We start from the raw sequence: 22,572 nt of genomic DNA, 5'->3' as shown, positions 1-22,572 counted from the left end.
TTAATTGTTAGTTGTTAGTCTTTACAGCTTTAATGTCTTTTACGCATCCCATTACTTTTAGGGCTAAGTCTTTAAATATTTTGCTTTCAATCGTATTTTCATTTAATGCTGCTGGCGCTCCAACATCTCCTGCCTCCCGTATTCTTGTTATTAAAGGGATTTGACCCAATAATGGAACATTCATTTCTTCCGCCAATTTTTTTGCACCATCCTTTCCAAATATGTACTCTTTTTTATCAGGATTACCTTCCGATATATAGTATGCCATATTTTCAACCAATCCAAGCACCGGAACATTAACCATTGGCATCCTGAACATATCGATACCTTTTCTGGCATCAGCCAAAGCTACTTCTTGTGGTGTACTAACTACAATAGCACCTGTAAGCGGAATTTTATCTACCAGCGTAAGATGAATATCACCTGTGCCTGGCGGAAGATCCACAAGCAGATAATCTAAATTACCCCAATCTGCATCCTGAAATAATTGAATAAGGGCTTTGGAAACCATAGGTCCACGCCATGGAAGTGCCTGCGATGCTTCCGTAAAAAAACCAATAGATAAAACTCCTACTCCATGAGATACAATTGGTTCTATTAGATTTCGACCAGAATCATTTGAAACTTCAGGCTTTCTATTCACTAAGTCAAACATGAGTGGCATTGATGGCCCATAAATATCGGCATCTAATAAGCCCACTTTTGCACCTAATTGGCTTAATCCCACTGCAAGATTGGCGGAAACGGTAGATTTACCTACACCACCTTTCCCGGAGGCAATAGCAATAATATGTTTAACACCAGGCAATATTGTTCTAAGTTCAGGAGCTCTATCCTTAAAACCAGGTAGAGCTTGCATATCTATATCCACCTTAATATCCGTACCTAATGCTTGCAAAAGGCTATCCATACAAGCCTCTTTTACTATCTTTTTACTATTCATAGTAGGGCTGCTAATCTTAACGATAAAGCTGATGATGTTCCCTTCAACATGAATATCATTCACTAATCCTAATTCAACAATACTTCTCTTGAGGTCAGGCTCAACGACGTTAGTCAGTATTTTTAGAATATCCTCTTTAGTTATTTCAGGCATGTCATTTATCAATTTAATAGTTAATTGTTTGTTTCCGTAAATTGCTTAAATTTATCAACAAGAAGCTGTTCTACTTTTCCCCTTACAGGTTCAATTTTAATTAACTCCGTTATTTCTGTTAAAAAAGCTTGTTTTAAAACTGATATAGCTTCTTTTTCAGATAAGCCTCTGGAACGCATATAATATAATGCCTCTTTATTTAATTGTCCAATGGTTGCCCCGTGACTGCATTTAACATCATCCGCAAAAATTTCCAACTGGGGTTTGCTATTCATCGAGGCGGTTTTTGATAATACAAGGCTATGGTTTTTCTGAAAAGCATTTGTTTTTTGAGCATCGGGTCGTACTATTATTTTACCATTAAATACTCCTTTAGCTTTATCTGCAAGAATTCCTTTGTACAATTCGTTGCTGTTACAATTCGGATACGCATGGTCTATAAAAGTTTGGTTGTCTATATGCTGCTTATTTATACCAACATAAAGTCCATAAAAATTAGTCATTGTTCCACTATCCTTTAAAATGGAGCTTAGGTTGTTCCTTACTAATTTTCCGCCCAAATCAACTACATAAGAGCTGTAGGTACTATCACGCATCTGCTCAACTTCTGTATTATTGATAAAAAATGCATTCTCACCTTCATCTTGAATTCTATAATGATCAACAATCGCATTTCTTTTTAGAACCAACTGTGTAACCGTATTCGTGAAATACGTTTGTTGGGAATTAGTGAGATGATGATACGTTTCAATAACCGTTAATTTACTATTTTCTCCGGCTACGATTATTTTTTGCGGACTGATAACTGTTGGCTCTTCTTCTGTATGTGCTATATTTAGTATATGAACAGGGCGATCCAGCACTAATCCATCAGGCACATAAATATAAATTCCATTGTGAGCGAAGGCAGTATTTAATACAACGAAGGAATTCATTTCTTTAATTGCCCATTTCGACAGGTATTCAGAAACCGTTTCTTTTGTAAGCCTATCTTCTCTCAAACTAGAAGGAATATCCTGCACTATGATTTTTTGCGATAATTCATCTTTTGATGAAAGTAATTTATTGTATTTACCGTTCACAAAAACTAGCAGGTATGCATCCAACCCTTCAAAAAGAAAAGGCTTAATATCTTCTGTTGTAATGTCAACCAGTTTTGGCTGCTGGTATGTTGGCTGAAGTAACTCGGCAACATTGGTATATTTCCAATCCTCATTTCTTCTGGTTGGAAAATCTACGTTATTGCCAAATCGTTGAATAGCAACTTTCTGGAGACTATGCATTACATTATTTTTCTGTCCATTTAATGAATTTTCATAAAGACGGAATAGTTCAATAAACTTCCCCCTGTTATCATTTTTATCTGGTGTATTTTGAATTTTCATGCTTATCTTTTTAAGATATTGTTAATGTTGCTACTTCTTCTTTAATCCAGTCGTAACCCTTTTCTTCCAGCTGTAATGCTAAATTTTTGTCGCCCGATTTAACGATTTGTCCATTGTATAACACATGCACAAAATCAGGGATAATGTAATCGAGTAAACGTTGGTAGTGTGTAATTACTATAAAAGCATTGTCCTTTGTTTTTAGTTGATTAACACCATTGGCAACTATTTTAAGCGCATCAATATCAAGCCCTGAATCAGTTTCATCCAACACGGCAAGTCTTGGTTCTAAAACAGCCATTTGTAAAATTTCATTGCGCTTTTTTTCTCCGCCCGAAAATCCCTGATTTAGAGAACGGCTTAAAAAACCATCTTCCATCTCCACCATTTTTGCCTTCTCTTTAATATATTTTAGCATTTCGGTTGCACTCAAATCCGTCTTTTCTTGATGTTTTCTAACAGCATTAATGGTATGTTTAAGAAAGTTTGCAGTGCTTACACCCGGTATTTCTATCGGGTATTGAAATGCCTGAAATATACCTTCCTTGGCACGTTCATCTACTGATAATTCGAGGAGGTCTTTCCCCATATAGGTAATACTACCCTCAGTGATTTCATACCCTTCTCGACCTGCTAAAACGTGTGCCAGCGTACTTTTACCACCACCGTTTGGTCCCATTATAGCGTGTACTTCGCCAGCATTTATTTGAAGGTTAATACCATTCAATATTTTTTTTCCTTCAATTTCTGCGTGTAAATTTTTTATTATTAACATGAGTTCTGTTTTTTTATTTAATTATTTTATCCAACACTACCTTCTAAACTTACAGCAAGCAATTTTTGTGCTTCCACTGCAAATTCCATTGGTAATTCTTTAAACACATCCTTGCAATACCCATTAACAATAAGATTAATGGCATCCTCCATTTTTAATCCTCTTTGCATACAGTAATAAAGTTGATCTTCACCTACTTTAGAAGTTGTGGCTTCGTGTTCAATTTGAGCTGTATCATTGTCAATTTCGAGATAAGGAAAAGTATGCGCACCACATTTATCTCCCATTAATAAGGAATCACATTGTGAAAAATTCTTGGCATTTTCCGCATTTTTTCCTACTTTAACCAAACCTCTGTACGAGTTATTGCTTTGACCTGCTGAGATACCTTTGGAAATAATAGTACTGCTGGTGTTTTTACCAATATGCCACATCTTAGTTCCTGTATCCGCTTGTTGTAAATTATTTGTAACTGCAACAGAATAAAACTCACCCGTTGAATAGTCACCTTTTAAAATGCAACTTGGATATTTCCAAGTAATGGAAGAACCTGCTTCTACTTGTGTCCAACTGATTTTTGATCTTACACCTGCGCACAATCCTCTTTTAGTTACGAAGTTATAAATGCCTCCTTTTCCGTCTTTATCTCCCGGATACCAGTTTTGGATAGTGGAATATTTGATTTGAGCATCGTCAAACGCTATGAGTTCAACCACTGCAGCATGCAATTGATTTTCATCTCTTGTAGGAGCAGTGCATCCTTCCAAATAGCTAACATAACTGCCTGCTTCGGCCACAATTAATGTTCTTTCAAATTGGCCTGATCCCTCGGCATTGATACGGAAGTAAGTTGAAAGTTCCATCGGACACCTAACCCCTTTTGGAATGTAACAAAACGAACCATCTGTGAACACGGCGGAATTAAGTGCAGCATAAAAATTATCAGTAGAAGGAACAACCATTCCTAAATATTTTTTTATTAGCTCAGGATGTTCTTTTACGGCATCACCAAACGAGCAAAAGATAATTCCTAATTTGGATAATTCTTCTTTGAAGGTAGTTATCACTGATACACTGTCAATTACGATATCAACGGCAACACCTGTTAATCGTTTTTGTTCTCCTATTGAAATACCTAATTTCTCAAACGTTTTCAATAATTCAGGATCTGCCTCATCCAAGCTGTTGAGTATTTTTTTTTGTTTTGGAGCAGCATAATAAATGATGTCCTGATAATTTACTGGTGGATATTTCACATTCGGCCATTTGGGTTCTGTCAGGGTCTCCCAATGCCTAAATGCTTCTAAACGCCAGTCAAGTAGCCATTGCGGCTCCTCTTTTTTAAAAGATATTAATCGAATAGTATCTTCATTTAAACCTTTTGGAATAAGTTCAGTATCAATATTACTGGTAAATCCATATTTGTAATCACTCTTGGTGTAATCTTCAAGAGTTGCTGTGGACGCTTCTTTGCTCATGATTTTAGCTATTAAATTTAAATCTTCTCTGCAAAGATAAACGAAGTTATTTATTATGTACTAAAAAGTATAAATTAATTTATACTAAAAAGTATAATAATATTACGTGACTATAAATATGAGTTTATTTAGATATATAGGCAACATAAGAATAGCTACTTTATTTGAATATTCATCCATTTTTTGGTATAAACAAAAAATATATGAAGGAGTGTGATTTGGATTTCAAAATGGATATATTGCAGCCTTACCTATTTTAGGAAAAGCTGGACTGAAAACTCTGGGTCGTAATAATCAACATTGTTAAAACCTGCATTTAAACGAAGGTTTTACGGTACTGTCCAAAATTTGAGATTTTTCATTCTATAATAAATTAGGCAAAGAAAATAATAATTTATGGCTACATTTGGAAAAAAATTAAAACTTAATATTTCTGAATATTGATGACACATACGCTTTTTAATCCTTTTAAGGATTTAAATTTTGACGAACATTTTTGCTTCCTTTCAGGAGCTTTGACAAATGAAAACATGACCGTTTTTCCAGTATGGCTGATGGATCATTTTAAATTAGGTAATGAAAGAATTGAGATGATGGATAAAACCAAATCTTATAATTATTCAGATCTTAAATTACCGTGTTCTTCCGAAGTGAAAACAGCTTTTGAGGAGCTGGATGTAAAAGTTGAGGCTGCGTATAAAAAAGGTTTTGAAGGCATGGCGTCACTCGATCAAGAGTTGCTTTTTCAATGGACAGGCAGAATGGTCTATGGTATGCTATACTACGAAATGCTTTATGAAAGAGACAGGCTGCTAAGGCAAGGTGAAGATTTTGAGATTTCCGTCACTCTCAGGAAACGCTTTGGTTACTTCCATTTAATGCTACAATCCTTAATAGAACCGATTTCCTTCGTTGGAAAAAAACCATGGAGCATCGCCGTATTTCCACTTAAATATTCTGCCGATATTTTTAGCTATCGCAACGATGCAGTTAATTTAATGTTCTCATTTGGAGTCAATGAATTTGGTTTTATTGCATGTTTACAAGATAACGGCGTAATTGGGGAGAAGCAAAAAGAGATTCTCGATAAAATGGAAGGTCATGTTTTACATCCCATCCAGTTTGAAGAGTTGTACGCTAGGTTTCATTATTCAGATTATATATTACAGTACAAACCTGAATACAAAATTGAAAACCAAGACAATGGGATTGCTATAGAAGTTGAAACGGCTGGTAAGCAACCTCATTTCGGATTTTGGGATGAGGATATATATGCCCAATTGCTATCCAATTATTGGCAGGTTTACGGTATTGAAAAAGAGGATATTCTTAAATTTCAAATGCCGCCACTTAGCTTTCTTGAAAATCCGTATACCAAAGATTTTATTAATCCAGAATCTATTGACTTACCATTTTAACGGCTTAACAGCAAAAATTAGTTAGCCAACGCATAACCAATATTTAATGCCATTAAAAGTAAGTTTTCAGCTGTTTCTCTAAAGTAGTTGCACAAATTCTCATTATCTAAAATACAATCGGGATTTCCGGTAATTTTCTTATTTGAGTTAAAATTTATAATTATAACCTAATCGAACTACCTGTGTTTCATTATAGTCAGTGCTGTTATAATTAAAATTCAGACCTTGAATTTGTTTCCTGATTACTAATGTATTTAAAATGTCGGTTGCATTTAGAAAGAATTCTCCTTTGCCATTTTGGACTGATTTTTTAATCCCTAAATCAATTGAAAATCGAGAAGCAATTTTTCCTTGCGGAATAATATCTGGCGCCAAATATATAGCGGTTACTTGAGCATCCACTTTTTTGGATAAGTGCAAGATATTGTTCCATTTAATATTTCCAGAAAAAATGTCTTGCTTCTCTGCCGAAAAAGTATTGGGAATTGGATATTTATTTTCAACAGCAAAAGCATTAATTTGATTGTGATACGCAATTAAGTTGAAGTTAAACGAGTACCATTTTGCAATCTCTTGTGAAAAGATCATTTCAATCCCTGTATTGAAACTTTTATTTGCATTTTGGAAAATAGCATAGATTAAATTGCTGTCTGGAACTGTCGATGCTATTCGAGTAATGGTAGCATTTGCAAAACGGTGGTACACTGCCGAATAGAAATATCCTTTTTTTAAGTTCGTTTTATAACCCAGTTCTAACAAATTGGTGAACTGCGGACGAAGTGCAGGATTCCCAACCTTTATTATTTCTGCATCATCGTATTTTGGAAATATTCTAATATCGACTTCATTTGGCCTGTCTACTCTACGATTGTAAAATAATGATATTTTATTGCTGTCATCAATTTTGTATGCCAATCGCACATTTGGAAAAGGTTGGGTGTAGTTGTACCCGTCACTTTTATAGGTATTATGATCCGGATTGATATTGTATTGCAAATCGACATATTCTACTCGCAAACCCAGTTCTACCTCAATTTTATTGTTTTCAAAAATATAATTTCCGTACACGGCCGGAATAATTTCTTTGTAAGTTGCTTGACCGCCAGCACCGCTATCTATGGGAGAATTTGCGCCGGGAAAGAACTGCATATTAGTTGGAATATCCCTTTTTCTGAATTTAAAACCGGTTTCAAATCTACCGTATTTTAAGGGTTTGATATAATCAATATTAAAGTCGGCTACTTTCTCCTCTGATAACAATTTGAAAGCATCTTTTCCGGTGTAGGTTGGCAAAATATTGTCAAAAAAATATTTTTCATCCTCTCTGTGAAAAGTATAATTTAAACCAATATTTAATAACCGTCCTGCTTCTTTAAACTTGTGCTGGTATGCCGCAGTAGCCATAGCGGTGGTTTTTAATTCATCTTCCAAAAATTGCCAAAGTCGCAATCGTTCCGAATAATTTTCATTGAAAAAGGGCTGATCTCCATTGTCAATGATTTTTTCGGTTCCAAACAGACCAGAAACGGTTAATGAATTTCGGTCATTAATATTCCAGTCAATTCCAGTTTTTAAAGTAGTAAAGTGCGTATTCCGATTTCTTTTGGTTTGTTGATTAATAATAGTTCCATCAGTGTAGGTTCGCGTTACAAACTCATTTTTATTGAGTGTTTCTGTATAAAGATAATCACCCTGAAAAAAAGCATTGATTTTGTTTTTACGATAATTAAGTGATAACGTCGGATTAATTTTTGGTGTTAATGAGTATTGCGGACGAATAGTTGGTAAATTTTCTTTTCTTTCCCACAGCGCACCCAATCCAGAGGTAAAACCCACTTTTCCGTTGAATCCCTCTTTTTTGTTTTTCTTGTAAATAATATTGATAATTCCAGCGTTTCCGTTGGCATCGTATTTTGCAGAAGGATTGTTAATGATTTCAATTTTTTCTATCGCAGATGCGGGTATATTATCTAAGCCCGATTGGTTTCCAAACCCTGTTAATGCGGTTTGTTTTCCGTCAATTAAAACGGTGACTTTATCATTGCCTCTAATTTGTACTTTCCCGTCTTGCACGGAAACACCAGGCAAATTTTGCATTGTTTGTAAAACAGAACCACCACTCTGACTGATATTATCTGCCACAGAGAAGGTTTTTTTGTCCATTTTCTGATTAATAAGTTCTTCCTTTGAAACGACCACAACTTCATTTAAAATAGTAGCATTATCTTCCAATTCAATGCTTCCCTCATCTAGAAATTCAGAAAGTGAACCTACATAAATAGGTTGGTTTTTTGTTTTGTATCCATCAAGTGTAAACTCTAGAAAGTAATTTCCAGGAACTACATTCGAAAATGAAAACCTACCCTCTTCATTGGTAACAGTTCCCGTAATCAAAACGTTATCCTTTGTGTTTTTCAAGAGTACATTTACATAAAGCAAAGTCTCTTTTGATGTTTTATCTTTTGTAATTCCGGATAGTGTGACCGCTTTGTTTTGTCCTAATAAATCTGAAATTGATAGTATTAGAAATGATACTAATAATATTGTTTTTATTGGCATATCTTAATTTTTATTCTTTATTTAAACGACAAAATTGCGATTGGAGTTTGAAGAAATATTGAATTTTAGAATTGAATTTCGAAAATGTGTAACTTATCTTTGTAACTATAAATAACTTCCCAATTGTTGTTCTCTACAATTTTATTAATTATTGATAAACCCAAACCGTTCCCTTTCGAGGATGGATTTACTTTAGAAAAACGTTCAAATAATTTATCTGTTTCGAGCGATTTTAATATACCCGTATTGGAAAAAACTAAAGCATTCTTATGCAATACAACATTGATGCTTCCATTAGCAACATTATGATTAATTGCATTCAGAAACAAATTACTGATCAAAATTTCAGACAAAAACAGATTCGTTTTAACAAATGTATTCGATTCTAAAGCAGTATTTATCTTAATATTTTTTGCTAATGCCTGTTCTTTAAAAAAATCTAATTGATTTGTGATAACCTCATTCAAAAGAACCTCTTCAGGAATGTTATATTGTTTGTTTTCTATTTTTGATAAAAGCAACAGGTTTTTATTTAATCGGTTTAGCCTTGTTGTTGTATCATTTAATTTATCCAGTATTTCAAATTGTTCTTCCGATACATCGTCTCTTTGCAATAATGTTTCCAATTTTCCTTTAAAAATAGCAATTGGTGTTTGCAATTCGTGTGCTGCGTTCTCAATAAATTCTTTTTGGCTTTTATAAATGCGTGTGTTTTTTTCAATCAATTTATTTATTGCCTGATTGAGTCGATTGAATTCCTCAATAGTATTTACAACTAATTTTGGATGGGAACTTTTATCGATTTCAAATTTCTCAATTTGCTCGAGAGTGTCATAAAATGGTTTCCAAAGCCTAAGAGATAGCCTTTTAGTAATGATAAATAATCCAAATAAAAGAATTAAAATAATGATGGTAAACACCATTAAAATACTGACAATAAAATCCTTATTGTCAACTAGGTTTATTCTGGCAGTAAAAAGGTAGTGTTTATTATTAATTGTAACTGGAGCATTTAGCACCCGATAGGGTTCCTTTTCTTTCTCCAAATTATTATAATAACTATTGCTGAATAGTGTGTCTCTAGGAATTATTTTCTGAACTTTCTCTACTTTTATATCCCTATTCCATTTATTCCAAACTGCAACATCCTTGTCTTGTAATTGCGGCGCATACAATAACTCGAATTCCTCTTTTTGAAGTAGCAAGGCTTCATCTGTTTCATGTAGATACAGTAATTGAGTTATATAAAAGAATAATGGAGCTGCTGAAAGCATCACAATTAAAGAAAATAAAACATAATATTTTAGAGTAGTATGTAATAATTTTTTATTCATTGTTCCATTTGTAACCAATTCCGTAAACTGATTTTATGTAATCATTGCTTCCGGCATCGTTTAGCTTTTTTTTCAAATTCTTGATGTGGGCATAAACAAAATCATGATTGTCCAGCATGTCCGCCATATCACCCGAAAGGTGTTCAGCTATGGCGCTTTTAGACAAAACCTTGTTTTTATTTCCAATTAAAAACAATAATAAATCAATTTCTTTCTTGGTGCATTCTATTTTCTTCTCTCCAATTTTTACCGATTTTGCTAAAGTATCAATTTCTATTTCATTGAATTCAATTTTATTGTTTCCGTCGTATTTTTTTCTTCTAACCAAGGCCTGAATTCTGACCAACAACTCTGAAAGATGAAAGGGTTTCGTCAAATAATCATCTGCTCCAAGATTGAATCCCTCGATTTTGGTCTCTAACGTTTCTTTAGCCGAAATTATAATAATCCCCTCTGATTTGTTTAGTATTTTCAATTTCTTCAAAATGCTAAATCCATCACCACCCGGAAGCATTAGATCTACTAAAATACAATCATAATCATACATAATAATTTTGTCTAAAGCCGTTTGATACGTGCTTGCGGTTTCGCAATGAATATCATTTGTTTTTAGATAACTTTTTATGCTATTAGCAATATCGATTTCGTCTTCGATGATTAGAATTTTCATATTGCAAATTAACAATTCAATTTTGAATGAAATTTGAATTTAGGTATTAAATTGTTTTTTATAAATTTAACTGAGTTATTCACTTATAAAATTCTGACAACTAATGCAACTACCTAAATATGACAGCGTGGTTGATTTTAAAAATTATTTTCTGTCATTACTGTAAATTTATGTTTTTTATTCTTCTACATTTTTCATTTTCATCAAAAGGGAATAAGAACCTTTAATCACAATAGTTGCCTCTTTTAAATCGTCTGAAAGAATTTCAGTGAATTCATTTTCTGTCGCTCCTATTGTGACTTCTTTCATTTCAAATTGTTTATTTTGTTTGGCAATAAAGATATAATTCTTATTTTCATAATTTACAATAGCATCAGATGGCAGTACATTTGATTGCTGACTTTTTAATTCTATTTCGGCATTCATATACATGCCCGGTAAAAGTGTTTTATCATAATTTATAAAATGGCAGTGTATTTCAGTGCTGCGGTTTTCTGAAAAATCTTTACCTATCAAAATAATTTGGCAAGGATATTTTTTCTCGGGATTGGTATTAGTATAAGCCAATACCGATTGACCAATATCCAATTTATTGATGTCTTTTTCAAATACGGTTAAGGCCAAATGAATATCCGATGGATTTACAATCTCGAATAAAACATCGCTCGGGTTTACATACTTGCCAATATTTACATTTACCTTAGCTACATAACCACTTATTGGCGAGTATACATTGATGCTTTTTGAAATGTTCTTTGTTGAAACATTATTCGGATTTATCCCCGCAAATTTTAATTTCTCGCCATACGATTGCACCATTACAAATAGTGAGTTGTATTCTGATTGTGCTTGTTGATACACTTTATCGCTGCTGGCTTTGCTTTGGTTGAGTTCTTTTTGTCTTTCAAATTCGGCTTTTGCATACCCAATTTTTGCTTTCGCCAAAAGGTAATCTTCCTGCAGTTGAATGTATTGTTGGTCTTCTACAACGCACAAAACCTGCCCTTTGGTAACATGCATTCCTTCTAACAATTTGGTGTATTTTAAATAACCGCCCATTTGAACACTAATGGAAACTAAGCTTTGCGGCGGCACATCTATTTTACCATTTAATTTTAAGGTAGATGAAATTTGTTTTTGTGTGATTTTTCCAGTTTCAATACCTGCATTTTTTATTTGTGCATCGGTAAGAGTTGTCGTGTTTTCGATAGTTGGATTAGCTTCTGTTTCGCTTTCCATTTTCTTATCTCCACAGGAAGAAAGGAATACTATTGCCAATATTGTAATAATTGTATTTTTAATCATGATAGTATTTTTATTTTGGTATTTGTGAATTTTCGATTCTTTTTCATAATTTAAAATTAAGGTTTTTATTCTTAACTTTTTATGCGGGTAAAGTTAGCAAGTCCAGTCATATGTAATTCGCATATCATCATTGGCGCTGGCGACCCTAATTACGATCATGCTCCTTTCATAATTAAACTATTTTAATTAGTTAAAGCATTGATTTCAATTACAGCTGTGTTTAATTTTTTAACTGCTTCGATGTATCTGCTTTGAATTTCGGTACCTTGATTAATAAGCATTACCCATTCCATATAATTAATGTCACCATTGATAAATTTATCATTAGCAGCTTTAGTTACTAAATCAACATTTTTTAAAGCTTGACTCTCGTAATAGGCGATAGTTTCTTTGTGTTTTTTATATTCCTGGACTAATTCCTGATTCTTGCTTTCCAGTTTTAGTTTTTCATTATTTAAATTATTTTCGGCTATTTGCGTATTTATCTCTAAAGCCTTTTTCCTGTTATTTATTGCTGTATTAAATAATGGAAGCGCCACTCCTAATTGTCCGTAAACACCATTATTACTGTCTTGAAATACAGTATTTGTTTTGAAAGTCTGGTAATAAATACCACCAATTAATTCCGGTAATTTTTTAGATTTTTCAAGTGAAACTTCTGCTTTACTGCTATTCACTTCTTGCTCAAATAATTTCACACTGGGTTGATTGCTAATAGCATTTGTATCTGAATTTTTGATGAAATCCATTTTAAATTTATTTGAAACTGGGACAAAGTCTTTATCTGTATTAAGTAAATACTTGAATTGTGATTGAATTATTTTGTAATCACTTTGTAATTCCAAAAGTTGAATTTTTATTTGTCCGGATTGGTTTTCAGCGGTTGCTTTTTCTAATATATTGCTTTCGCCTTTATCAAACCGAAGCGTTGAGATCCTTAAAAAATCAGAATATATACTATCGCTTTTTAGCAACAGCTTTTCCTTTTCTTTTAGATACATCATTTCGTAAAACACGATTGTTACCTGTCTGGTCAATTGCTTTCTTTGCAAAGCTTCGTTCCATTGTCCTTTTTTGGCTTCTTCTATTAAAAGTTGTTTCTGTCTTTTATAAACGGTTGGGAATTTTATGCTTTGCGAAACACCAATTTTCACATCATTTACAATGCTGTTAAACTGACCATATTCGCTTATAATTCCCGTGTTGGAAATATCATAACTTGTGTTTTCCATTATTTGCAAGTACTCTGAATTCAGTTTTTCATTTTTAATTTTAATATTGTTTAAAAGAGCTGTTTCAATCGCGCGCTCTATTGAAATTTTTTCCTGAGCATTGGTACTTTGAAAAGAAAAGAACAATCCCAATACCAGGATAGTCGTAATTGATTTTATCTTTTTTGGTTTTAATTTAATTCCTTTTTCAAACATGATATATAAAATTGGTAAAACAAATAGAGTTAAAAATGTTGCAACCAACAGACCTCCGATGACAACAGTTGCCAATGGTTTTTGTACTTCTGCACCAGAACCATTGCTTAATGCCATGGGTAAAAACCCTAATGATGCTACAAATGCAGTCATTAAAACGGGGCGTAATCGTATTCTAGTTCCTTGCAAAACAATCGCTTTTAAATCGGTTTCACCTGATTTTCGAATGCTGTTGAATTCTGCAATTAACACCAATCCATTCAGAACCGCTACACCAAATAAGGCTATAAAACCAACTCCGGCACTGATGCTAAACGGCATTCCTCGCAATGCTAAAAAGAAAATACCTCCAATTGCCGATAGTGGAATTGCCGAATAAATCAACAGTCCTTGTCTTACGGAATTGAACGCAAAATAGAGCAAAATAAATATTAATAGTAATGAAACAGGAACTGCAATCATCAAACGATTTTTGGCTTCGTTTAAGTTTTCAAAAGCACCGCCATAAGTAGGGTAGTAGCCAGCGGGAAATTTTATTTGAGCTTCGACTTTACCTTGCAGTTCTTTTACAATACTTTGTACATCCCGGCCTCGAACATTAAAACCAACTACAATTCTTCGTTTGGCGTCTTCTCTTTGTATCTGATTTGGACCTTCGGTAATTTCAACTTTTGCCAATTGAGATAAAGGAATTTGCAAACCAGTTGAGGTTGGAATTAATAAATTTTGAACATCTGCCAAATCCTGCCGTTTTTCGCCTTCTAAGCGAACTACTAAATCAAATCGTTTTTCACCTTCGTAAACAACTCCTGTGCTTTGTCCTGCAAATGCGGTGTTTACAATTCGATTGATATCCTGAATGTTCAATCCGTATTGTGCAATGGAAGCTCTATTATAATCAATTACTACTTGAGGCATTCCGGTAACGGTTTCTACATAAAGATCGGAAGTTCCTTCTACGGTACTTACAATTTTACCTAACTTATTGGCGTATAACGCCAATGTGTCTAAATTTTCTCCAAATATTTTACAGACCACATCTTGCCTAGCACCGGTCATCAATTCATTAAAACGCATTTGTACCGGATATTGAAAACCAAAGGAAACCCCAGGAACAGCTTCCAATTCCTTTGCCATTTTTTCTGATAATTCGTCAAAAGTTGTGGCAGAAGTCCATTCGCTTTTGTTCTTTAAAATGATCATCATATCGCTTGCATCAATTGGCATTGGATCGGTAGGTACTTCGCTACTTCCTGTTTTGCCGACAATTTTCTCCACTTCGGGAAATTTTTCTATTAATATTTTTGCACCTTGTGAAATAGCTGTCATTGAAGTTTGCAAATTACTTCCCGGCAAAACCCTAGTTTCTACTGCAAAATCTCCTTCTTCTAACGAGGGCATAAATTCACCACCCATAAACGAAAGTGTAATCAGCGCTAAAACAAACAATCCTAATGTTACAGCAATAATTGTTCTTGGAATTCCCAATGCTTTATTCAAAATGGGTTGATAGAAATTTTCTAATTTTTCCATCATTATATCTGAAAAAGTTTTTTTGTGGGATATATTTTTATTTAAAAATAGAGCGGTCATCATCGGAACATACGTCAACGACAATATAAAAGCACCAAACAGAGCAAATGCAATGGTTTGTGCCATTGGTAAAAACATTTTCCCTTCAATACCGCGCAACGTAAAAATGGGAATGTACACAATCAATATAATCAATTCCCCAAAAACGGAAACATTACGCATTTTTATTGACGTTTTTAGTACGGTGTTGTCCATTTCTTGTTGTGAAATTTGAGCAGTTTTCCTGCTGTGCAAACTAAACAAACACGCTTCAACAATAATAACAGCACCATCTACAATCAATCCAAAATCTAATGCCCCTAAACTCATTAAATTACCGCTCACCCCAAATATGTTCATCAATATGACCGCTATCAACATTGCCAAAGGGATAACTGACGCCACAATTAATCCTGCTCGTATGTTTCCTAAAAAGAAAATAAGAACAAAGAGAACTATTAATGCACCTTCTAATAAATTTTTTTCGACCGTCGAAATAGAATTATTTACCATTTTGGTGCGGTCTAGAAAAGGTTCCAGTATAACACCTTCGGGTAATGTTTTTTCAATTTGTGCAATACGATCCTTAATGTTTTTAATAACCACATTACTGTTGGCTCCTTTTAACATCATTACTACTGCACCCGAAACTTCACCAGATTGAACCTCTTTTTTGTGAAATGTCATTGCTCCGTAACGGATAGCACTACCAATGCGAACTTCAGCTACATCACGAATAAACAAAGGACTACCGCTATTAGTGTTTTTAATAGCAATATCTTTTATGTTTTCGATAGTATTAATTAATCCCTCACTGCGGATGTATAAAACTTTAGGCCCTTTTTCAATGTAAGCACCACCCGTATTTTGATTGTTTTTTTCTAAAGCAGTGAAAACATCTGTAATAGTGATATTATAGGATTGCAATTTATTTGGGTCAACGGCTATTTCAAATTGTTTCAATTTTCCACCAAAACTGCTCACTTCCGCCACACCTTCAACGCTCAATAACTGCCGGCGAACAATCCAATCTTGAATGGTTCTTAACTCCGTGATATCGTATTTTTTTTCATAACCGGGTTTGGTTCGTACCGCATATTGATAAATTTCGCCTAGTCCTGTTGTCACCGGTGCAAGAACTGGATCTCCAATACCGGTGGGAATTTGGTCTTTAACAGCACTTAATCGTTCTGTTACTTGCTGTCTTGCCCAGTACACATCGGTTGCATCATTAAAAACAATGGTAACCACTGATAAACCAAAACGAGAAAAACTACGAATTTCTTTCAGTCCAGGAATATTACTATTGGCTTGTTCTATTGGAAAAGTAATCAGTCTTTCAATATCGGTCGCACCCAGTGATGGCGCTGAAGTAATTACCTGGACTTGATTATCTGTAATATCAGGAACGGCATCAATTGGTAATTTAGTAAATTGATAACTCCCATATCCGATGAGAGCTAAAATAAACAGTCCAATAATGAGTTTGTTTTTGATTGAAAACTCAATAATTTTATTTAGCATAATTTGTTATATTAAGGAATGTTCACTACTTATATTGAATACTGACCTTTTAATTTTATTGTAACTGTAATGGCTGTCTTTTCATTATTTCTGAAAAACCAACCGTGTTTTCCTTCATACGGAGCATAAAAAGTTCCAACCATATTATTGGAATAGGCAAGCGTGTAACTTTCAAAATAAACGTCATTCGTTTCTTTAGCTTGTTTTACTTCCCCGTGAAAATCAAAATAAACAATTCCTTTATTAGTCGTCCATTCGTATTTCATTTTGCCATATTTCAGCATATAAATTTTATATTCAATTCCTTTTCCTGCCGGTACGATTACTTCAACCGTGTCTTCTCTTTCTGCATATTGTTTTTCAGGTGCAGGATTATTTGCTTCGATTGGTCTTTCTACTTCAGGTCCAGAACCTGCTTTTTCCATTTTAATTAATGGGAATGTTTTTCCTGTTATTGTAGCTAATCCATCATCAGCATCCCCTGGTACATAAAGCTTACTAAACCCGAACAGTTTGCCTGTTCCTATTGGATCCATTCCATATTCGGCAGGTAAAACTGCGCTTACTAAAATTAGTACAGAAAGTAGTAACGCGAAGATAACTGCTTTGATAATTTGTTTTTTATTTACTATTTGATGATTTATTTCTGACATTTTTTAATTTTTAAGATGTAAAATAACCCGTTAACTGATATCCTATTAATACAAATCCAGCAGCCATAAGCAGCGTATTTGTTATTGTTGAAAATTTCATAAAGCTGGAATGTCTGCGCCATAAAGTAATCAAGATTAGCACAAAAGTCAATGCTATGAACTGACCTATTTCGACACCAATATTGAATCCAAGCAGATTGGTAAACAATCCTTCTTTTTCAAATTTGAAATCTTGCAATTTGCTGGCAAGCCCGAAACCATGAAATAATCCGAAAATCAAAACAGCTGCTTTTGTATTGGGTTGCCTTCCGAAAAATTTCTTGAAACCACCTAAATTATCAAAACCTTTATACACTATTGACAGTGCGATAATGGCATCAATTAAATACGAATTAATTGATATAGTACTCATAACTCCAAACAATAATGTTGCGCTATGACCAATTGTAAAGAAACTTACATAAAGTAGCACTTCTTTCGGACGATAAAGGAAAAAGATAACGCCAACTAAAAAAAGCAGATGATCGTAACCCGTAAGCATGTGTTTTGCACCAATATAGAGAAATGGGCCAAAAGCAACGCCATCATTTCCTGACAAAAAAGTTTGCGTATTTTCATCTACACCATGAGCAAAAACGCCTGTGATGCCGACAAAAAAAAGTATAACAAGAAATATTATTTTTTTTGAATTCATAATTTTATTTTTCTTTTAAAAACTACTTCTCTCCTGAAATTTTCGCAAGAGAAGCAGCCTGTTAAATTATACTAATGCGTGTGACCATGAGCCGCATCAACTTTATCTTGCTCCACTTGATTAATACTGTCCGTACCTACTTGATCCGTAGAATCTGTGATCACTTGAACTTGTTCTACTGTTTCAGTAGATTGACTTTCAGTGTTTTCAGTTTCGTTATTTGCTTTGTTGTTGCAAGAAGTTAACATTCCGATTGCGATAGTCGCTACGATTAAAAAATTTTTCATAATTGTAATTTTAATTGGGTTTATAAAGAATAATAAAATTAATGTTGGTGTCCATGATTAATATCTTGTTCAGAAACTTGGCTATTTTTAAATTTGGAAGAGATTGTTTTTCCATTGACAAGTAATGTGATGGTACAATAAGCATATATGCTTGCTTTAGGAACTTGTACAAATAAAGCATTGTTGGTGTCTAAAAAAACTGGATTCGTTGCTTTTGTTTTATTAAAAAATTCAAAAACAGCCAAGCCAGTAATTTTTTTATTTGAAACCGTTTTTCCTTTCGCATTCAGTACGTAAAAACTAATATTGTTTTCTCTTTCGACCCTTTCAATTTTGTAGTCGCCTGAATTTTGTATTATTCCACCGTGCGGCGTTTTGGATTGTTTTTCGTTTACTTGTGCATTAGAAATTGTTGTGCCTGCAATAGTTATCAGTATCGCAACTGCAATGGATTTAATTGTTTTCATTATAGATGTTGTAGTGTTAAGAATAATTGAGCATGTCTTCGACATTACTAAAAAGTCAATTCATAGCGTATGCAACTAAAAAAGGATTCTAGTTATTCGGATGCATTAACTCACTAAAAAACTTATTTTTTAATACAAAATAGTAGTGAAATTGATACAAAGAAACATTCGCTATAAGTATATAGCAAAGTACTTTTTAATACCTAATTAGAAATATTCACAATATTATTAATTAAGCATTGAAAAATTAATTTAACTCAATTTGGGTGGAAGCCAGATGCATGCAAAAACATCGGAATTGTAAAATTCTGGAGGAAACGGGACAGTACTATTTACAGAAATAGTATTTGGTTTGCGAAAGGAAAACTCTGTTTGGTTTTCAAATGCAAGGGCTGTATTAACAGATTGGTTAATAGTCTTAAAAGGTAAACTTTGATGGTTGTCTTTTTCCTGATTAGAATGATGCTGAGTATCATTGTAATGAATTGCTATGAAATCAAGTAATGAAATATTCTGGTTACTGTAATCCTTTTGATGATTTGAAAAGTGTTGTAGTAAGTTCGGTAATTTCAATAATTGCCCCATCTCTGTGTTAGCACACAAAAAAACAAAAAGGAATGATATGGTAATTATTTTCTTCAAGATTGTAAAAGTAATAAATTTTATTGATTACCAATAATTTTAAAAAAAATATTAAGTAAATCTTAACTCCCCAAAACTTCTAAGCCAATTTTGATGATGGCGCATCAATTTTTCGGATTTTTAGATTGTGATGTTTTCTGTCAACCAATCAACAGATACTGTTTAATGTGGTATTAAAAACTCAAGCGAAATGATGGAACACCAGGAGCAACATCACATCATTTTTGGATTCTTAAGTTCCATAAAGTATTATGTTTTTTGGTGAACCTGTAACTACTTTTGTGGGTACTACTTTATTTTGAACCGTTAGTTGCTAATAGAATTTTTACTCTTTTTTCTCCACTAAATTCATTCCGCATTTGGGACATTTTCCGGGTTTATCCAACGTAACTTCTGGATGCATTGGGCAGCTGTACGTTTTTTGAGTTTCCATTTTTTTTTACTACTAACCGACTAAATAAATTCAAGACAAAGGGCCACTTTTAACAGTAAGCCCTTTTTTTCATATCTTTTGGTTACCAAATCAAAAAAACATTACAGCGGAATGAGCGTAATCAGAAACAACAGCCGAGAAGATACACCGCCCGACGCAATAATAATTGATTTTACAGATTAATCAAAAAAGCCCCGATAAACTAAAATGTTATCGGGGCTTTTTGTCTAGTAAAAAGTTATCAACATGTACAAAAGGCAACTAAACTGGCAACCAGAAATAAAAAACCCTTATAAATCAAACGTTTATAAGGGTTTTTGTGAAGGCAGAAGGATTCGAACCTTCGACCGCCTGCTTAGAAGGCAGGTGCTCTATCCAGCTGAGCTATGCCTCCATTGCTCATGTAAAAAACTAGTCGGGGTGGCAGGATTCGAACCTGCGGCCTCCTGCTCCCAAAGCAGGCGCGATAACCGAGCTACGCTACACCCCGAAAAAAATATAAAGCGGAGGGACAGGGACTCGAACCCTGGCACCGATTGCTCGATGACAGTTTAGCAAACTGCTCCATTACCACTCTGGCACCCCTCCAAGCTCAAAGAAACGTGTCTTGTTTTGCGGTTGCAAATTTAACACATCTTTACGTTCCTCACAACTATTTAGACCTTTTTTTTAAATATTTTTTATCCTAATTCTAAAAAGACTTCACAATCAAACATATAGAATATAAATAAATTTTTAAAAGAGATTATCCCAACATCAAAATACGAAATTGTTTAAAAAAGATTAAATTTGCTACATAAACCAACATTATATAAATCATGAACAAAAGAGTTGTTATCGTTTCTGCCGTTAGAACACCTATCGGTAGTTTTATGGGAGGATTATCTACAGTTACCGCTCCTAGATTAGGTGCTGTGGCTATAAAAGGAGCTTTGGACAAAATAAAATTGGATCCAAATTTAATTGATGAAGTATTTATGGGTAATGTAGTTCAAGCTGGTGTAGGACAAGCTCCTGCTCGCCAAGCTGCACTATATGCTGGTTTACCTAATTCTGTTGCTTGTACTACAGTCAACAAAGTATGTGCCTCTGGAATGAAAGCTGTAATGCTAGGTACTCAAGCCATTTTATGTGGTGATGCTGAAATTGTTGTTGCGGGTGGAATGGAAAACATGAGTTTAATTCCTCACTATATGAATTTGAGAACAGGAACTAAATTTGGTCCAGCAACATTTATTGATGGTTTACAAAAAGATGGACTTGTTGATGCTTACGACAACAACGCAATGGGCGTTTGTGCGGACTTATGTGCTGCTGAATATAATTTTACCCGAGAAGACCAAGACAACGCCGCAATTCAATCCTACGAGCGAAGTGCAAAAGCTTGGGAGACCGGAAAATTTGATAATGAAATTGTCTCTGTAACCGTTCCTCAAAGAAAAGGAGATCCTATTATAATTTCTAAAGACGAAGAGTTTTCTAATGTAAAATTAGACAAAATACCTTCATTAAATCCTGTTTTCACAAAAGACGGTACAGTTACCGCAGCAAACGCTTCTACAATAAACGATGGAGCAGCAGCTGTGATATTAATGAGCGAAGAAAAAGCAATCTCTTTAGGATTGAAACCTCTGGCGTATATAAAAGGGTATGCAGATGCCGCACAAGAACCAAAATGGTTTACAACAAGTCCATCAAAAGCAATTCCTAAAGCATTAGAAAAAGCAGGAATAGCCATAACTGATGTTGATTATTTTGAATTCAATGAAGCTTTTGCTGTAGTTGGCCTAGCCAATGCCAAAATTTTAGGACTAGAGAGCAGCACGATTAATGTGAATGGTGGTGCTGTATCATTAGGACATCCTTTAGGTTGCTCCGGAGTAAGAATTATTGTTACTTTGATCAACGTATTAGAACAAAATAATGGTAAAATTGGAGCTGCTGCAATCTGTAATGGTGGTGGTGGTGCTTCAGCAATTGTTATTGAAAGAGCTTAAAATAATTATAAATTAGGAGTTGTATATTAAAAACATATAACTCCTAATTCTAAACTCATAAATTATCCTAAATGTTCGGAATTTGTAATCTAGCAATGATACCACTTCGGTTTGAACCCAGTGATAAAAGCGAAATTGTTTCTCAAATTTTATTTGGAGAACATTTTGAAATTTTAGAGCAAATGAAACAATGGTCTCGCATCAAAGTACAGTACGACAAGTATGAAGGCTGGATCGATTCTAAACAATTACAGTTGATTTCAGAATCAAATTTTAATCAATTATCCGCAGAAACGATCATATTGAATTCCGATTTAATTGAATATATCACTACTCCAGATAATCAATTAATTCCTATTCCGCTCGGATCCTCGGTTTCATTTATAAATAACAGTGAGATAAACATTTCGAATTTTGAGTTTGATGGAACAAAAACAAGTGGCAAAAAAACAAAAGAGCATTTGATAAAAACTGCCTTTATGTATTTAAACGCTCCTTATCTTTGGGGAGGGAAAACTCCTTTTGGAATTGATTGTTCAGGATTTACTCAAATGGTGTATAAACTGAACGGATATAAATTGCTTCGTGATGCCTCTCAACAATCAAAACAAGGGGAAGCTTTAAGTTTTATAGAAGAAAGTGAACCAGGAGATCTCGCTTTTTTTGATAACGAAGAAGGCAACATAATCCATGTAGGAATAATTATGGATGATAATTACATCATTCATGCCAGTGGAAAAGTACGAATTGACAGGCTTGATCATTTAGGAATATTTAATGCCGAAACCAATAAGCATACACACAAATTAAGAGTCATTAAAAAAATCATATAAAAAAAACCTCTCTCAAAACAGTA

16 protein-coding genes, 3 tRNA genes and 1 pseudogene are annotated in these 22,572 nt (G+C 33.9%); 3 read left to right on the top strand and 17 right to left on the bottom strand.

The annotated features are described in order from the left end of the window. Positions 1–7: 7 nt before the first annotated feature. Genes EKL98_RS07900 through sufB form a run of 4 tightly spaced genes read right to left on the bottom strand, consistent with a single transcriptional unit; the run spans position 8 to position 4,734 of the window. Entirely contained in the window at positions 8–1,096 is a 1,089-nt protein-coding gene (locus tag EKL98_RS07900) for an Mrp/NBP35 family ATP-binding protein (protein WP_126561985.1), read from the bottom strand. 20 nt (positions 1,097–1,116) lie between these two features. After that, complete coding sequence (gene sufD, locus EKL98_RS07895; protein ID WP_126462398.1) at positions 1,117–2,481, bottom strand: Fe-S cluster assembly protein SufD; 1,365 nt, start codon at positions 2,479–2,481, stop codon at positions 1,117–1,119. A 10-nt stretch (positions 2,482–2,491) separates the two neighbouring features. Then, the gene (sufC, locus tag EKL98_RS07890; RefSeq protein WP_126554198.1) at positions 2,492–3,256 is read right to left on the bottom strand and encodes a Fe-S cluster assembly ATPase SufC; all 765 of its coding nucleotides are present in this window, start codon (positions 3,254–3,256) and stop codon (positions 2,492–2,494) included. 26 nt (positions 3,257–3,282) lie between these two features. Further along, positions 3,283–4,734 carry a Fe-S cluster assembly protein SufB gene (sufB, locus tag EKL98_RS07885; protein WP_126561984.1) on the bottom strand — a complete coding sequence of 484 codons (1,452 nt, stop codon included), beginning with the start codon at positions 4,732–4,734 and terminating at the stop codon, positions 3,283–3,285. 443 nt (positions 4,735–5,177) lie between these two features. On the opposite strand from sufB, the gene EKL98_RS07880 reads away from it, so the two are divergent. Then, positions 5,178–6,152, top strand: a complete 975-nt coding sequence (locus tag EKL98_RS07880) for a hypothetical protein (RefSeq protein ID WP_126561983.1) — start codon at positions 5,178–5,180, stop codon at positions 6,150–6,152. Between the two features lie 147 nt (positions 6,153–6,299). On the opposite strand, the gene EKL98_RS07875 is transcribed toward EKL98_RS07880, so the two are convergent. From EKL98_RS07875 to EKL98_RS07815, 13 genes and pseudogenes are all read right to left on the bottom strand, one after another. Then, positions 6,300–8,711, bottom strand: coding sequence for an outer membrane beta-barrel protein (locus EKL98_RS07875; protein ID WP_126561982.1), 2,412 nt, complete (start codon positions 8,709–8,711; stop codon positions 6,300–6,302). Between the two features lie 65 nt (positions 8,712–8,776). Then, positions 8,777–10,045, bottom strand: a complete 1,269-nt coding sequence (locus tag EKL98_RS07870) for a sensor histidine kinase (RefSeq protein ID WP_126515415.1) — start codon at positions 10,043–10,045, stop codon at positions 8,777–8,779. Then, positions 10,038–10,715, bottom strand: a complete 678-nt coding sequence (locus EKL98_RS07865) for a response regulator transcription factor (protein ID WP_126456009.1) — start codon at positions 10,713–10,715, stop codon at positions 10,038–10,040. Before EKL98_RS07865 ends, EKL98_RS07870 begins: the two co-directional genes overlap by 8 nt. Positions 10,716–10,892: 177 nt before the next feature. Next, positions 10,893–12,020 (bottom strand): efflux RND transporter periplasmic adaptor subunit, encoded by a 1,128-nt coding sequence (locus EKL98_RS07860; protein ID WP_126561981.1) that lies wholly within the window; start codon positions 12,018–12,020, stop codon positions 10,893–10,895. 182 nt (positions 12,021–12,202) lie between these two features. Continuing rightward, positions 12,203–16,543: a CusA/CzcA family heavy metal efflux RND transporter gene (locus EKL98_RS07855; RefSeq protein WP_126561980.1), complete on the bottom strand. Its 4,341-nt coding sequence runs from the start codon at positions 16,541–16,543 to the stop codon at positions 12,203–12,205. A 29-nt stretch (positions 16,544–16,572) separates the two neighbouring features. Next, complete coding sequence (locus EKL98_RS07850) at positions 16,573–17,196, bottom strand: hypothetical protein (RefSeq protein WP_126561979.1); 624 nt, start codon at positions 17,194–17,196, stop codon at positions 16,573–16,575. A gap of 10 nt (positions 17,197–17,206) precedes the next feature. Then, entirely contained in the window at positions 17,207–17,890 is a 684-nt protein-coding gene (locus EKL98_RS07845) for a HupE/UreJ family protein (protein WP_126462428.1), read from the bottom strand. Between the two features lie 71 nt (positions 17,891–17,961). Further along, a complete protein-coding gene (locus EKL98_RS07840) occupies positions 17,962–18,177 on the bottom strand; it encodes a hypothetical protein (RefSeq protein WP_126456019.1) in 216 nt (71 codons plus the stop codon). 38 nt (positions 18,178–18,215) lie between these two features. Then, positions 18,216–18,644: a hypothetical protein gene (locus EKL98_RS07835; protein ID WP_126561978.1), complete on the bottom strand. Its 429-nt coding sequence runs from the start codon at positions 18,642–18,644 to the stop codon at positions 18,216–18,218. A gap of 970 nt (positions 18,645–19,614) precedes the next feature. Then, positions 19,615–19,713 (bottom strand): annotated as a pseudogene (locus EKL98_RS18030) (heavy metal-binding domain-containing protein); the annotation flags it as partial. Positions 19,714–20,039: 326 nt separating this feature from the next. Beyond that, positions 20,040–20,113, bottom strand: a tRNA-Arg gene (locus tag EKL98_RS07825). Between the two features lie 21 nt (positions 20,114–20,134). Beyond that, positions 20,135–20,209 (bottom strand) — tRNA-Pro (locus EKL98_RS07820). Positions 20,210–20,223: 14 nt separating this feature from the next. Beyond that, positions 20,224–20,307, bottom strand: a tRNA-Ser gene (locus EKL98_RS07815). 230 nt (positions 20,308–20,537) lie between these two features. Between EKL98_RS07815 and EKL98_RS07810 the strand changes: the two genes are divergently transcribed. Beyond that, positions 20,538–21,716, top strand: a complete 1,179-nt coding sequence (locus tag EKL98_RS07810) for an acetyl-CoA C-acyltransferase (protein WP_126561976.1) — start codon at positions 20,538–20,540, stop codon at positions 21,714–21,716. Positions 21,717–21,787: 71 nt separating this feature from the next. After that, positions 21,788–22,549, top strand: a complete 762-nt coding sequence (locus EKL98_RS07805; RefSeq protein ID WP_126561975.1) for a C40 family peptidase — start codon at positions 21,788–21,790, stop codon at positions 22,547–22,549. The last annotated feature ends 23 nt before the right edge of the window (positions 22,550–22,572 follow it).

It is taken from the genome of Flavobacterium bomense (assembly GCF_003970355.1).
The sequence above is the reverse complement of the archived record's forward strand: the minus strand, read 5'-3'. Positions and strand labels throughout refer to the sequence as shown.

Excerpts from the sequence above, each read along its gene's own strand:
- EKL98_RS07850 (WP_126561979.1), bottom strand. The coding sequence starts at position 17,196 with ATGTCAGAAATAAATCATCAAATAGTAAATAAAAAACAAATTATCAAA.
- sufB (WP_126561984.1), bottom strand. The coding sequence starts at position 4,734 with ATGAGCAAAGAAGCGTCCACAGCAACTCTTGAAGATTACACCAAGAGT.
- EKL98_RS07810 (WP_126561976.1), top strand. The coding sequence starts at position 20,538 with ATGAACAAAAGAGTTGTTATCGTTTCTGCCGTTAGAACACCTATCGGT.
- sufD (WP_126462398.1), bottom strand. The coding sequence starts at position 2,481 with ATGAAAATTCAAAATACACCAGATAAAAATGATAACAGGGGGAAGTTT.
- EKL98_RS07880 (WP_126561983.1), top strand. The coding sequence starts at position 5,178 with ATGACACATACGCTTTTTAATCCTTTTAAGGATTTAAATTTTGACGAA.
- EKL98_RS07845 (WP_126462428.1), bottom strand. The coding sequence starts at position 17,890 with ATGAATTCAAAAAAAATAATATTTCTTGTTATACTTTTTTTTGTCGGC.
- EKL98_RS07805 (WP_126561975.1), top strand. The coding sequence starts at position 21,788 with ATGTTCGGAATTTGTAATCTAGCAATGATACCACTTCGGTTTGAACCC.
- EKL98_RS07860 (WP_126561981.1), bottom strand. The coding sequence starts at position 12,020 with ATGATTAAAAATACAATTATTACAATATTGGCAATAGTATTCCTTTCT.
- EKL98_RS07855 (WP_126561980.1), bottom strand. The coding sequence starts at position 16,543 with ATGCTAAATAAAATTATTGAGTTTTCAATCAAAAACAAACTCATTATT.
- EKL98_RS07870 (WP_126515415.1), bottom strand. The coding sequence starts at position 10,045 with ATGAATAAAAAATTATTACATACTACTCTAAAATATTATGTTTTATTT.
- EKL98_RS07875 (WP_126561982.1), bottom strand. The coding sequence starts at position 8,711 with ATGCCAATAAAAACAATATTATTAGTATCATTTCTAATACTATCAATT.
- EKL98_RS07835 (WP_126561978.1), bottom strand. The coding sequence starts at position 18,644 with ATGAAAACAATTAAATCCATTGCAGTTGCGATACTGATAACTATTGCA.
- EKL98_RS07900 (WP_126561985.1), bottom strand. The coding sequence starts at position 1,096 with ATGCCTGAAATAACTAAAGAGGATATTCTAAAAATACTGACTAACGTC.
- EKL98_RS07865 (WP_126456009.1), bottom strand. The coding sequence starts at position 10,715 with ATGAAAATTCTAATCATCGAAGACGAAATCGATATTGCTAATAGCATA.
- sufC (WP_126554198.1), bottom strand. The coding sequence starts at position 3,256 with ATGTTAATAATAAAAAATTTACACGCAGAAATTGAAGGAAAAAAAATA.
- EKL98_RS07840 (WP_126456019.1), bottom strand. The coding sequence starts at position 18,177 with ATGAAAAATTTTTTAATCGTAGCGACTATCGCAATCGGAATGTTAACT.